We start from the raw sequence: 13,820 nt of genomic DNA, 5'->3' as shown, positions 1-13,820 counted from the left end.
CTTCGGTTGACAAGCGCTCCCGTGGGGGCGACTCGGAACATGTGGTCGCGTACCCGGGCAGAGTGCGCACAAACCAGCGCCGACCGCCTTCGCCGGAGATCGTGTGCCGGGTGCGGCTCGGTCGAACCGTACCCGGAGCGCGCGAAGCGGATTGGGCACCCGCCTCGCAACGTGAACGCGGCTGATCGTCGCCGGGCACGGTGTCGACGTGAAATGTGCGCGATGAAACAAAGTGGGAAATCTTCGGCGACGAAATTGCGTCCGGGTTTGATTCTCGGCGCGAATTCGGCCGCCATTTCCAATGCAAGCTCGACCGCGTTGCCGTTCAGTGACTTCGGTGCCGGGTAGTACGACGTTGAAATATCGTCGATTATTTGCTCTACGAATCGGTTTCTGCTGGTCAGGGCCGATGTGTCAGAGTGTGAAACTGGATAAATCGGGCACTGTGCGGGGATGTGCGCGTGGCTGACTATTGCGGCGACCGTGCGGTGCGGTCGTATACTCCCGTTATGGCGGATGAGCGCTCCTCCACGGAATTCTCCGAGTCGCCGGTTCTCGTGGTACAGACGCGAGAACGCGTCTATCGGCTGCGCGCCGGAGGCGCATACCAGGTCGGGCGCGATCCGGCCGCCGATATCGTGGTCACCGATCCGCGGGTGTCTTCCTTGCATGCCGTGCTGGAGCGGGGATCCAACGGTTGGGAAATCGAGGACGCGCACAGCCTCAACGGCACCTTTTTCGACGGTCACCGCGTGGAGCGGATGCTGATCGACCACGACGAGACGTTCCAGCTCGGTCACGCCATGGACGGTGAGCAGCTGGCCTGCTCGCTGGAAACATCCGCCGTCGCCGAGCCCGAGACGCCGGGCGATGACGGTGGGGACACGATGATCGTCCCCGATCCCGGCTACGACCTCGATGATGAAGCCACGGTGACGAAGTTCGGTCCGGGTGGTCCCCGGCGAGTGTCGCGATCGTCGCCTCCGGCGGCCCGCCCCAGCGCGGTGGTACGGACCATCTCGGGCACACTGCGGGTCGGACGCGCCGCCGACAACGATGTTGTCGTGCCCGATCTCATGGTGTCGCGCCATCACGCAGAGCTACAGGTGATCGGCGCGGGCAGGTATCGCGTCGTCGACCTCGACAGCCACAACGGCACCTACGTCAACGGTTCCCGGGTCGAAGCCGCGCAGCTGTCGGAATCCGACCTGATCGGCATGGGGCACACCACCTTCCGGCTGGTCGGCGACGAGCTGCGAGAGTCCGTCGACACCGGTGACATCTCGGTCTCGGTGCAGAACCTCATCGTGCGCACAGCGGAAGGCAAGGTGCTCCTGGACGGCGTGAGCTTCCCCATTCCGCAGCGCTCGCTCGTGGGTGTCATCGGACCCAGCGGAGCGGGCAAATCGACGCTGCTCGGTGCCGTCACCGGGCTGCGGCCGGCGACGGAGGGGACGGTCCGCTACGACGGACGCGACCTGTACACCGAGTACGAGGAGCTGCGCCACCGGATCGGGCTGGTCCCGCAGGAAGACATCCTGCACAACCAGCTTCCGACGCGACGCGCCCTGCTCTACGCGGCCGAACTACGTTTCCCCGGTGATACACGCGCCGCGGAGCGTGAGCAGCGGGTCGATGAGGTCCTGGAAGAACTCGGCTTGGCCCGGCACGCCGACACCCGCATCGATCGACTCTCCGGCGGGCAGCGCAAGCGTGTGAGCGTTGCCCTGGAACTGCTGACCAAACCGTCTCTGCTGTTCCTCGACGAACCGACCTCCGGCCTCGACCCCGGCCTGGACAAAACGGTCATGGAGATGCTGTCCGAACTCGCCCACGACGGTCGGACCGTCATCGTCGTCACCCACAGCGTCGCGAATCTCGATTCTTGTGACCGCCTGCTGGTTCTGGTGCCGGGCGGCAGGCTGGCCTATTACGGGCCGCCCGCGGAGGGGTTGCAGCAGTTCGCGCAACACAGCTGGGCGGAGGTGTTCCAGGCATTCGACCGCGACGAGGACCGCGACTGGGCCGGCGAGTTCCGGGATTCGCCGCGCTTCGAGCACTACGTGGCGGTCGGGCTGACCGACGATGTCGGCCCGGCGCAAGTGCAGCGCCCACCGGCGCCGCCGCCCGCGCCGCAATCCAAGTTCAGCCAGCTCAGCACGCTGTGCCGGCGATATCTAGCGGTGATCGCTTCGGACCGCAGCTATTTGGCGCTGCTCGGTGTGATGCCGCTGCTGCTGGGCGGCTTGATCGCCGCGATTCCGTCGGGCGAGGGTTTCACCGGGGCGCCGGGAACCAATACCGATGCCCCGACCAAGCTCATGGTTCTGATGTTCGCCGCGTGCTTCGTCGGCACCGGCAACTCGATTCGCGAGATCGTCAAGGAACAGACGATCTACCGCAGAGAACGCGCGGCCGGCCTGTCGGCCGGGGTCTATTTGCTGTCGAAACTTCTGGTCCTGGGCGTGATCACCATTCTGCAGGCGGCCGTGTTGTTCGTGATCGGCACCATCGGGGAGACTATGCCCCCGAAAGGGGTCTTCACCTCGGTCGAACTGGAGCTGATCCTGGCGATGGCACTGCTGGGCATCGCGTCGCTGGCGATGGGCTTGCTGGTGTCGGTGGCGGTGAACACCTCGGAAAAGACACTGCCGCTGCTGATCGTGCTCTCGATGGCGCAACTGGTGCTCACCGGCGGGCTGGTGCGGCTGCCCGGCACCCCCGTCCTGGAGCAACTGGCCTACCTGTCGCCGTCCCGTTGGGGCTTCGGCGCGGGAGCCGCCACCCTCGACCTCGACACGCTCTCGCCGCATCCGGGTGGACCCGACCCGCTGTGGAAACACTCCCTCGGTACCTGGCTGCTCGACATGGGCGTCGTCGCCGGTCTGGCGGCCATCTTCCTCGCGCTCGCTTGGTACCGCCTGTACCAGCTGCGCCCACGACGCCGCGGTGCCCGTCCCGCCAGAATCTGACGCAGACACCGCGCGCGGCGGCGTGCGGCATTTGCGCAGATCGGCACGGCGTTCGGTGTCGACGCCGACTGGACGCACTCCCGGCTCCGGACGCCCCTGGGTGTAGTTCAGCGGCAGCAGTTGGGGTCGAGCACCACGCACAACGCCGCCAGGGCATCGCGGCGGGCGCGGTGGAAGGTATTCATGCCACGGCGCTCGGATTCCACGAGCCCGGCGGTGCGGAGCCGGCTGAGATGATGGCTGACCGTCGACTCCGACAGCCCCACCGCTGCGGCGAGTTCGCCGCTGTGCTCCTCGCCGGGGGTGCTGGTCAGCAGCAGGGACAGCAACTTCACCCGCACCGGGTCCGCGATCGCTTTCAACCGCAGCGCTACTTCCAGCGCGGCGGCGTCGTCGACCGGCCCAGCCGCGACCGGCGTGCAGCAGACCGGGGCGGACATGTCGATCACGGGCAGTGTCTTGGGCATGCATCCACTCTATCGACTTTATTGACATATGTCGAAAAGGTGGCAGACTCGGCGTTGAACACTTCTTCGATATATGTCACACAAGTGGAGGTAATCATGTCCCGCATCCAGCTCGCCCTCAATGTCGACGACCTCGACCAGGCCGTGCAGTTCTACTCGACTCTGTTGCGGACCGAGCCCGCCAAGCGCAAGCCGGGCTACGCCAACTTCGCCGTCACCGAACCACCGTTGAAACTGGTGCTGATCGAGAACCCCGGCCACGGCGGCAGCGTCAACCACCTCGGTGTCGAGGTCGAAACCTCCGACCAGGTCCACGCCGAAATCGCCCGCCTGTCCGAAGCGGGGTTGTGCACCGAGGAGCAGATCGCCACGACCTGTTGCTTCGCCACCCAGGACAAGGTCTGGGTCACCGCACCGGACAACGAACGCTGGGAGGTCTACACCGTCCTGGCCGACAGTGACAGCTTCGGCACCGCACCCGAACTCGCCGGCGCGGCCACCCTCGCCGCCGAACCGGCCCAGGCGTGCTGCGGCACCGCCGAGGAAGCCGTCGCGGAGGGCGCGTGCTGTGGTTCGACCGCGAAGCAGGAAGCCATCAGCTCCGGTGCCACCTGCTGCAACTGACCCACCACCGGAGCGAGTTCACCGGTGTTCGTCCGTACGCGCGAGCGGGCTCCGGTTCGTGACAATTCAGTGTCCCGGACCGGGGCCGCTGTGCCGCACGCACTGTCTGGGTGAACTACGAGGTGGCGCGTACCCGCCTGAGGAGACCGATCAGCAGGTCGACGGCGAGGAAGGCGAGCAGGCTCAACCCGACCAGCGGGACGAACCAGCCGACCACCAGCGCCGCGCCGAACAGGGGCACGACCAGCCACGGCGTGCTCTGGCGCCACGCGCCACGCCGCGGAGCCCGGCCCATGGCGAACCGTCCCGCGTCGCGAGTCGGTCGCCTGCGCCACCACAGCAGGTAGCCGCGCACGATCACGGTGATCAGCCCGATCATCGCCGCGAGCAGCAACAACTGGTTGAGCAGCCCGAACATCAGGCCCATATGGAACTGGATGCCCCAGTTGGTGAGCTTGGCCATCAGCGGCCAGTCGGCGTAGGCGAGGCGATCGGTGACCGCGCCGGTAGCGCCGTCGATAGCGACCGCGTCGACGGTGTAGGTGCCGGGTATCCGGCGTTCCTTCACCGCGAATGCTTTTCCGGGTGCGGCGGGGATCGTGATCTCGGCCGCTCGAGTGATGCCTTCGGCGCGGGCCGTCGCGTAGACCTGATCCAGTTGGGCGATCCGGTTGGTCGAGTCGACGGGTGCGGGTGCCGCGTGAGTGCCACTGTGGTGATCGGAGCCCGAATCATGCCCGGGCGCAGCATTTCCCGGCACTGTGGTGCTGACCGTGGGGGTGGTCCAACTGAGCTGTTGACGCAGCTCGGTGATGTTCGCCCCGGCGTACGTCGACCAGGTCATGCCGGTCACCGAGAGCAGCAGCGCCAAGGGCAGCACCCACATGCCCACCGCGCCATGCCAATTCAGTGTGCGCCCGCGCGTTCGTTGCGATCGGTCGGCCGCGAACAGCCAGCCCCAGCTATTGCGGGCGCGTCGGCGCCGCACACGGCGCACCCAGATGACCAGTCCGGCCAGCCCCACAATCCACAGCCAGGATGCGGCGAGCTCGCTGTAGATCCGGCCGGGCTCGCCGAGGTGCAGGTCGCGGTGCAGTTTGTCGATCCAGGTGCGCATCGGCAGCGCGCCAGAGCTGCCATAGACGACGGAATCGCCCACCGGCCGCGCGGTATACGGGTCGACGAATACCGCGCGGCGCTCGGACTCGCCCAGCGCGGGATCGTTGAACAGTACGCGGGTGGTGTCCTCGGCGCCGGGCGCCGGTGCGACGGCGACCACCTGCAGGTCCGGCCGTGCGGCGATAGCGGCGTCAACCTGTTGCGACAGTGGTTTCGGAGTTCCGTTCTGCGTGACGCTCAGCAGGTCGCGCGACACGAACGACTCGAGTGTCGGCGAGATCGCGTAGAGCGCGCCGGTGACGGCGGCGATGAGGATGAATGGTCCGACGAACACACCCGCGTAGAAGTGCAGTCGCAGGGCCAGCGCGTACAGACCGTTGCTCGCGGATCGGCGTGGGTCGGCGGAGGTGTCCGACACCGTGGGTAACTCGGCGTCGGACGTGGTGATTTCTGTTGTACTCACGATCGTCTCGTTTCTGACAGGGGGAACCCGGGCCGGACGCACGCCGTTACCTGCTGAGCGGAAAGCGGTCTTGCGCACACCGGACAGATGGCCGGTACGTTCGACGCGCAGCGATGTTCGGCGATAGAAGACCTGGACGTGGCGAACGACGGCGTCCTCAGGCGGACGCGGTCCAGCCGCAGTCCTGGCGGCATCGTTTCTGCGCGCTCAGGCGTGGGTGCGAGGCGGCGCGGCAATTACCGCGCACGGCGGAAAGCCCTGAACGCGAGCAATACTCACGCCACGATGCTCCCGTACACCGGGTGTGGGAAAGATCAGACAGCGATCGGAAGTGGTGGACCACGTGTGCGCAGTGATTCGGCCGCGAGCACACGCAGGATGACGCGGTCGCGATGGATCGTCCGCAGCGGTGCGCTATCCGCGACCGCAGGAGTGTGGCGCACCCGCAGCACGCGGGACACCACCGCGGTCCCGATCCGGTACGCGGTCTCGGCGCCATGGATCACGACGCAGGCGGCGACCGCAGCGAGCAGGTGTGCGGCGAGCATGGTGGGGGTCAGCTGGACATCACCGTGATGCACGTGTCCCGAGCTGATTCCCAGGGTGAAGTGACCGAGTAGCTGTCCGGCCACGAGCGCGGCGATCAGCCCGGCCGAGTGCTCGCGCAGCGGGGCCAACCCCGCCACCAAGGCGCCGATAACGGCGGACGAAGCAGCGAGCAGCGTCAATGTGGTTGTATCGGGCGGCATTCCGCCGGACGCCCATCCGTGTGCCGCGACGGAAACAGCGCCGGAGATCGCACCGGCCGAACCACCGCGCACTCGCGCGATGGCGCCGCGTCGACCCGCGGCAGACCGGTGGAACTCGATACTCACGCGATGATGATAGCTGACGAATTGCGCGCGACCGGCCGGGCGGCCCGCGCTAGAAAAAGGCCATGACCTGCACTTTCCAAGCGGAACAAGTCGCCTTACGGAGCGAGTGTCCGCTCGGCCCCGGAGGGCTCCGAACACACAGATCAGCGAACACACAGATCAGCGAACACACAGATCAGCGAACACGCGGATCAGCCCGCGTCGATCTCCCTCTCGATCAACGATTTGCGCAGCAGCTTGCCGGTCGCGTTGCGCGGCAGCTCGTCGAGGAAAACCACCTCACGTGGGACCTTGTAGCGGGCCAGGTTCGCCTTGACGTAGTCCTTGATCTCGCGCGGGTCCCGCTTCGAATCGGGGCCCGCGACCACGAACGCGCGCAACCGCTTGCCGAATTCGCGGTCGTCCACGCCGACCACCGCGGCTTCGAAAACGTCGTCGCGGCCCGCGATGAGGTTCTCCACTTCGAGCGGGAAGACGTTCTCGCCACCGGAGACGATCATGTCGTCGTCGCGGCCGTCGACGTAGAGCAGTCCATCGGTGTCGAAATGCCCCACGTCGCCACTGGACATCATGCCGTCGACGATCTCCTTGGTGCGGCCGTCGGTGTAGCCGGTGAAGGCGAAGCCGTTGTCCACGAAAATCGTTCCGGTGACGTTCGGCTCGGTGATCGGCTCGCGGTTCCCGTTCAGCAGCACGATTCGGATGCCGACCGGGGCCTTACCCGCCGTGGTCGGTGCCTTGCGCAGGTCCGCGGGCGTCGCGACGGTCATCACGGCGCATTCCGTGGAGCCGTAGAGGTTGTAGAGGCTGTCGTTGAAGTAGTCCAGCGTGCGGGTCACCACGTCCGGCGCGATGGCCGAGCCGGCCGCGAAGATCACCTTGACACTGCTCACGTCGTACTCGGCCAGCACGTCGTCGCCCAGGTCCAGGATGCGCTGCAGCATGGTGGGCACCACGACCAGCGAATCCGCTTTGTACCGGGCGATATCGGCCAGGGTTCGCACTGGGTCGAACCGGCGCTGCTGGAAGATGACCCGGTTGCCGAGGGCGAGGCCGAGGGTGAACTGCGACAATCCGGTGCCGTGAAAGATCGGCGCCGCCATGATCATGGTGCCGTTGTCGGGCAGCGGCACCCGGTCGACGAACTGGGCGGAGGCGAGCGGGCTCACCCGGTCCCTGGACGCGCCCTTCGGCGTCCCGGTGGTGCCGCTGGTCAGGATAACCATGCCGCCGGGCTTGGCGGGCGCGGGAAGCGGCGCGGTGGAACGGCCCGTGCGCAGTGAATCTATGGTCGCAATCGTCGGATCGGCATTGTCGGTCTCGTCGACCCAGGTCAGGATGCGCGGGATGGCGGCGGGGACGGCGCTCATCAAGTCGATGAACTCGCTGTCGTGCAGCACCGCCTTCACCTGCTCGCGCTCGGCCACGTCGGCGAACTGCGGCTTGGCGAAGCCGGTGTTCATCAGCACCGCGCGCACGCCGAGTTTGCCGGTGGCCAGCAGGCTCAGCACCATGCCGCGGTGGTCGCGGGCCAGGACAGCCACCACGTCACCGGACGTGATGCCGTGGGCCCGCAGTCCGCGGGCCAAGGCGTTGGACTCGTCATCGAGCCGGCCGAAGCTCAGCTCGCCGCGCTCGTCGACGATGGCGACGGCGTGCGGCCTGGTCTGCGCGGCGTGCATGACGACCCCGGCGAACGGGCCGAATTTCAGGATATTGCGCGCCGAGCGCACCGCCTGGTCCGGGCGCAGCGGATTGAACAGCCGCCGCTTCACCATCACGTTCACGCCGCGGGCCAGATCACCGGCCTTGCGGGCGGTGTCGGCCGGCGAGGGGAGGGACAGAGACATCTGCGACAACCTTCCGGCGGTGCCACCCGGCGTCCTCCGAGTGGTTCACGTGCCGATCTCGAAAGCCAGTGTTGTCGCCAACACTAGCAAGCAGCTGTGACCGAAGGTGTCATATATCTCGCCGACTTCTACCCATCGGTAGGGCGGGGTCGTCGTGTGTGTATCTCACCGGGCCCGTCGATCAGGTTTCGGCCTCGTAGTTCACCAGCACGCGACGCAGTAGCTTTCCGGTCGCGTTGCGGGGCAGGTCATCCAGGAAGATCACCTCACGCGGCACCTTGTAGCGCGCGAGGTTGCTCTTGACGTACGACTTGATCTCCGCCCCGTCGGGCGTGTGGCCCGGCGCGGGGACGACAAAGGCGCGCAGTCGCTTGCCGAACTCGACGTCGTCCACGCCGACCACGGCCACGTCGAAGATGTCGGGTCGCTCCAGCAGCAGGTTCTCCACCTCCTGCGGGAAGACGTTCTCGCCACCGGAGACGATCATGTCGTCGTCGCGGCCGTCCACCATGAGCAGGCCGTTCGCGTCGAAGTGGCCGACGTCGCCGCTGGACATGTAGCCGTCGATGATCTGCTTGGTGCGGCCGTCGGTGTAGCCCTCGAACGGTGCGCCGCTGCGGATGAAGATGCGCGCGGTGGTGTCGACGGCGGTGACCTGCTGGTCGTTGTCGTCGTAGAGCCGCACTTCGCAGGTGATCGGCGGGCGTCCGACGGTGCCGGGAGCCAGGGCGAGGTCCGCCGGCTCGGCGACCGTCGCGACCGCGCATTCGGTCGAGCCGTAGAGGTTGTAGAGCACCGGCCCGAACACCTCGGTGGCATTGATCGTGAGCTCGGGCGACAGCGCCGAACCGGCCAGCACGATCGCCTTCAGCGACGACGTGTCGTACGCGGCCCGGATCGCCGGATCGAGCTCGACCATCCGGTGCAACATGGTCGGCACCGCCACCAGCATGTCGGCCTTGTGCTCGGCGATCAACTTCAAGGTCGCCTCGGCATCGAAGCGGCGGCGCACCACCACTTTGTTGGCCAAGGCCGCGCCGACCAGCCAAGTGGCCAGTCCGGTGCTGTGGAACAGCGGCGACACGATCACCTGGGTGCCCTGGCGCGGAAACGGGATGCGATCGACGAACTGCGCCGTGGACAGCGGAGTGACCTTGGTGCGCGGCGCACCTTTCGGCAGGCCGGTGGTGCCGCTGGTCAGGATGATGAAGCCGCCCGGCTTGCCCGGTGCGGGCAGCGGCTCGGTCGAGTTGGACGCGATCAGGTCCGCGAGCGTCTGCGCGCTCGCGGGCAGTTCGGTGCCCTCGTCGACCCAGGTGAGATAGCGCGGCAGGTCCGCGGGCAGCGCGTCGAGCAGGCCGAGGAACTCGCTGTCGTGCAGCACAGCCTTGACCTTCTCGCGCGCGCACACTTCGGCGAACTGCGGTTTGGCGAACCCGGTATTCATCAGCGCGATCCGGACTCCGAGTTTGCCCGCCGCGGCCATGGACAGGATCAGGCCGCGGTGGTCGCGCGCCAGCACGGCGATCACCGTGCCCTCGGTAATGCCTGCCGCCCGCAGCCCCCGCGCGATCGCGGTCGACTGTTCATCCAGCTCACGGTAGGTCAGCGTGCCCGCCTCGTCGGCGATGCCCGGCGCGTCCGGTGCTACGCGGGCCGAGTGCCGGATCAGTGTGGCCTGCGGGCCGAGGATCTTCGACTCCTTCATCGTCCGCAGCGTCTCCAGCGGATCGCGGGGATCGCTGATGCCCCCTTTCCGCAGCACCCCTAGCGCCTTCACGAACTCCAGGGCGTGGATCACCTTCATGTCGAAAAACCTCCACAAGACCCTCGCTTCGGTACTCGACCTAGCGAACCGGTACGGCGTATCGACCGCCACCGTAGCAGTGCCTCGTGGCGTAGGTCACAGTAAATCTGCCGGGCGGACGCGGTTGATCTACCAAACTATTTCAGTTCGGCGCTGGTCTTGCCGAGGACGCGCCGCGCCACGATGAGTTGCTGGATCTGCTGGGTGCCTTCGAAGATATCCAGGATTTTGGCGTCACGGCCCCACTTCTCCAGCAGCGTGCGCTGGGAGTAACCGATGGTGCCGGCCAATTCGACCGCTTTGAGGGTGATGTCGGTGCCGGTCCGGCCTGCCTTCGCCTTGGACATCGACGCCTCGAGCGAGTTGGGCTTCTTGTTGTCCGCCATCCACGCCGCGCGCAGCGCGAGCAGGTAGGCGGACTCGTAATCGGCTTCCATCCGCAGGAATTCGGCGGCGGCGGCGTGCTGGCTGTTGGCCGGGGTGTCGTAGGAGATCTGCACGCCGGCGGCGGTCAGGATGGAACGCAGTTCCTCGAGCGCGGCGCGGGCGACGCCGACCGCCATCGCGGCGACGAGGGGGCGGGTGTTGTCGAAGGTCTGCATCACCCCGGCGAAACCCTTGTCCACGTTGACTTCCGGGCTGCCGAGGATGTTGTCCTTCGGAATCCGGCAGTCTTGCAGCAGCAGCACCGCGGTGTCGGATGCCTTGATGCCGAGTTTGTGCTCGAGCCGCGCTACCGACAAGCCAGGAGCGTCGCGCGGCACGACGAACGACTTGATCGCCGCGCGGCCGAGGCGCTTGTCGAGCGTGGCCCACACCACGATATGGGTCGAGCGCTGACCTGCGGTGACGAAGATCTTCTCGCCGTTGAGCACCCACTCGTCGCCGTCGAGCACGGCGGTGGTGGACACCGCGGCGGAGTCGGAGCCGAAGGACGGCTCGGTGATCGCCATCGACGCCCATACCTTGCCGAAGCGCTCGAGCTGCTCGTCGGTGGCGACTGCCGCGATCGCCGCGTTGCCCAGACCCTGGTAGGGAATCGACAGCATCAGGCCTACGTCGCCCCACGATGTCTCCAGCGCGTTGAGCAGCGCGGACATATTGCCGCCGTTGGTGTTTCCGAGCAGTTCGGTGGCGTGGCGGTCGGTCTCGCTGTCGCCGGAACGGCCACCGGCGGCGCCACCGATCTGCTGGGTGCCGGAGTCGGCCAGACCTTCGACCATGGCGGCCATGGTGTCCAGCTCGACGGGGTAGTCGTGCTCGCCGAGGTCGTATTTGCGCGAGATCGGGCGGAAGATCTCCTGCGCGACCTGGTGGGCCTGGTTCGCGCTGGCCCGCAGCTTCTTGGGGAGTTCGAGGTTGATCATTGCGGTCTCCTGGAAAACGGAACGAGCCGGCTAGACGAGCACGACACCTTCGGCGACGCCGATCGCCCGCAGGTCGCGGTACCAGCGCTCGACCGGGTGTTCCTTGGTGTAGCCGTGGCCACCGAGCAACTGCACACCGTCGAGACCGATCCGCATCCCCTTGTCGGCGGCCAGCTTCCTGGCCAGCGCCGCTTCCCGGCCGAAGGGCAGACCCTGCTCGGCCCGGGCGGCGCCGCGCAGGGTCACCAGCCGCAGGCCGTCGAGTTCGATCGCGATATCGGCGACCATGAATGCCACCGCCTGGCGGTGCGAGATCGGCTCGCCGAACGCTTCCCGCTCGTTCACGTACGGGATCACGTAGTCCAGCACCGCCTGCCCGGTGCCGGCGGCGAGCGAGGCCCACCCGAGGCGGGCCAGGCGCACGGCGTCGGCATACTCCTCGGCGCGGGATGTGGCGTCACCGTCGCCCAGGATGGCGTCCGCGGCGACCGTCACGTTGTCCAGGAGCAGCCGTCCCAGTCCGGCCGCCCGCAGACCCATGCTCGGGTCGGCCTCGACAACCAGGCCGGGCGCGTCGGACTCGATGACGAACAGTGCGGGACGGCCGTCCAACTCGGCGGCGACCAGGAACAGTTCGGCGTCGGCGGCGGCGGGTACCAGGGACTTCACGCCCGAGATGCGGTAGCCGCTCGGCGAGCGCACTGCCTTCGTCTGCAGCGCGAACGGGTCGAACAGAGCGCGCGGCTCACTGATCACGACCGATGCCTGCGGCACGCTCTCCCCGGTGAACGAGGGCAGATACGTCTTCTGCTGTGCATCGCTGCCCCACTGCGCGAGAGCGACCGCGACGCCGCTGGGCGCCAGCAGCGGCAGGGCCAGCCCCATGTCACCGTGCGCCAATGCCTGCGCGACCAGCGAGTTGGTGACCGCACCGCGTTCGGCGGCCGCGCCGTCGAGTTCCTCCGGCACGTTGATCAGGGTGATGCCGAGTTCGGCGGCCCGCCCGAGCAGATCGCGGGGGGTTTCGGCCGCCTTGTCGGCCGCGGCGGCGGCCGGGCGCAGGATCTCGGCGGCGAATTCTCGCACCGTCTCGACGATCATCCGCTGCTCATCGGTCGGGGTGAGATCGAAGTAGTTCCTGTCCTTCGCCTCGCTGGCCGCCAGGCGCTGCGGTGTGCCGGTACCGGCAACCTTGGCGAAGGCGCGGGTCGCAGCGCCGAGTGTGCGGAAGCCGGTCTTGGTGCCCTCGTAGGTGACGCGCTCGATCGGCTTGCGCAGGTTGTACCTCTCGACCAGTTCCGAGCCGGTGATGGTCGTCATGACTCGCATCGCCGCGCCCATCCAATCCCGCTTGGGTTGACTCAGGCCGACCGCGGACGTGTCCGGACGTCGCCTCGTTGCGTTGTCTCGAGTGCTCATCAGCTACCTGTCCTCGGATGGGTGGTGCGCGCTATCCGCAATCTTACTCTTGAGTAAGACAATCTTACTTCAGAGTAAGAAAGGCGTCGAGGTTGCCGAATCGGCTTCGGCCGGCAGGACACGGACTCGGCGTCGGCGAGACGGCTTCCGGCAACGAGGCTTGGGGGTGTGGTCCACGACTACAATCCGCCTCATGTCAGCGATCTTCGACTGGGCACGGCCGGACAACGTCCAACCCGAGCCGATCACGGTCGACATCTGGCGCGAGCTTCCAGCGGAATTCTGCCGCCTGGTGGAGGTCGTGAATGGCGATGCGGTGCGCTGCGAATCACCGACCCGGGCACATCAGAAAGCCGTCCACCGGCTGCTCGCGATGCTGGAGACCGCGGCCCGCGAACACATGGGCGAAGACCCGTCGGCGTGCCTGGACGCCAACCACGATTTCGATGTGGTGCTCTGGGAGGTGCCCCGGGCGACCATTCGGCGTCCTGACATCGCGTTGTTCGAATGCGTACCCGCCGATGTCCGACCGGTACCCGCGCGGCATCTGAAGATCGCCGTCGAGGTCATCTTGCCCAGCCACGTCAAGACCGACCGCCTCGAGAAAATGGGCGAATACGCGGCTGCTGGTATCCCGTGGTACTGGCTGGTCAGCGTGTCGGACAGCGAAGTGACCTCGATCGAGACCTTTGGCCTCGACCACAGCGTCGGGCACTATCGCCTCGCCCGCGTCCTGAAGCCCGGCACCGCATTCGCCGTCGACCTGCCGATTCGGATCCAACTCGACTGGAACCAGCTGACTGATCTGGTGCTGTGACACCCCACAGCGGTCCGGCCGGCCGGTTATCTACGCCGAC

10 protein-coding genes are annotated in these 13,820 nt (G+C 67.0%); 3 read left to right on the top strand and 7 right to left on the bottom strand.

Features of this window, described 5'->3' with window-relative positions; translation table 11 throughout:
- Positions 1-509: 509 nt before the first annotated feature.
- Complete coding sequence (locus ACT86A_RS14655; RefSeq protein ID WP_445092661.1) at positions 510-2,972, top strand: FHA domain-containing protein; 2,463 nt, start codon at positions 510-512, stop codon at positions 2,970-2,972.
- A gap of 107 nt (positions 2,973-3,079) precedes the next feature.
- On the opposite strand, the gene ACT86A_RS14650 is transcribed toward ACT86A_RS14655, so the two are convergent.
- Entirely contained in the window at positions 3,080-3,439 is a 360-nt protein-coding gene (locus tag ACT86A_RS14650) for an Rv2640c family ArsR-like transcriptional regulator (RefSeq protein WP_445092660.1), read from the bottom strand.
- A gap of 96 nt (positions 3,440-3,535) precedes the next feature.
- On the opposite strand from ACT86A_RS14650, the gene ACT86A_RS14645 reads away from it, so the two are divergent.
- Complete coding sequence (locus tag ACT86A_RS14645) at positions 3,536-4,063, top strand: ArsI/CadI family heavy metal resistance metalloenzyme (protein ID WP_445092659.1); 528 nt, start codon at positions 3,536-3,538, stop codon at positions 4,061-4,063.
- Positions 4,064-4,178: 115 nt separating this feature from the next.
- Here the strand turns inward: ACT86A_RS14645 and ACT86A_RS14640 are convergent, their stop codons facing one another.
- From ACT86A_RS14640 to ACT86A_RS14615, 6 genes are all read right to left on the bottom strand, one after another.
- On the bottom strand, positions 4,179-5,645 hold the full coding sequence (locus ACT86A_RS14640; protein WP_445092658.1) for a PepSY-associated TM helix domain-containing protein: 1,467 nt from the start codon (positions 5,643-5,645) through the stop codon (positions 4,179-4,181).
- 314 nt (positions 5,646-5,959) lie between these two features.
- On the bottom strand, positions 5,960-6,520 hold the full coding sequence (locus ACT86A_RS14635; protein ID WP_445092657.1) for a hypothetical protein: 561 nt from the start codon (positions 6,518-6,520) through the stop codon (positions 5,960-5,962).
- Between the two features lie 191 nt (positions 6,521-6,711).
- The gene (locus ACT86A_RS14630) at positions 6,712-8,370 is read right to left on the bottom strand and encodes an acyl-CoA synthetase (RefSeq protein ID WP_445092656.1); all 1,659 of its coding nucleotides are present in this window, start codon (positions 8,368-8,370) and stop codon (positions 6,712-6,714) included.
- A gap of 181 nt (positions 8,371-8,551) precedes the next feature.
- Positions 8,552-10,177, bottom strand: coding sequence for an acyl-CoA synthetase (locus ACT86A_RS14625; protein ID WP_445092655.1), 1,626 nt, complete (start codon positions 10,175-10,177; stop codon positions 8,552-8,554).
- A 137-nt stretch (positions 10,178-10,314) separates the two neighbouring features.
- The gene (locus tag ACT86A_RS14620) at positions 10,315-11,544 is read right to left on the bottom strand and encodes an acyl-CoA dehydrogenase family protein (RefSeq protein WP_445092654.1); all 1,230 of its coding nucleotides are present in this window, start codon (positions 11,542-11,544) and stop codon (positions 10,315-10,317) included.
- A 30-nt stretch (positions 11,545-11,574) separates the two neighbouring features.
- Positions 11,575-12,963, bottom strand: a complete 1,389-nt coding sequence (locus ACT86A_RS14615) for an acyl-CoA dehydrogenase family protein (RefSeq protein WP_445092653.1) — start codon at positions 12,961-12,963, stop codon at positions 11,575-11,577.
- A 193-nt stretch (positions 12,964-13,156) separates the two neighbouring features.
- On the opposite strand from ACT86A_RS14615, the gene ACT86A_RS14610 reads away from it, so the two are divergent.
- Positions 13,157-13,780, top strand: a complete 624-nt coding sequence (locus tag ACT86A_RS14610; RefSeq protein WP_445092652.1) for a Uma2 family endonuclease — start codon at positions 13,157-13,159, stop codon at positions 13,778-13,780.
- Positions 13,781-13,820: the final 40 nt, after the last annotated feature.

It is taken from the genome of Nocardia glycosmidis (assembly GCF_052545115.1).
The sequence above is the reverse complement of the archived record's forward strand: the minus strand, read 5'-3'. Positions and strand labels throughout refer to the sequence as shown.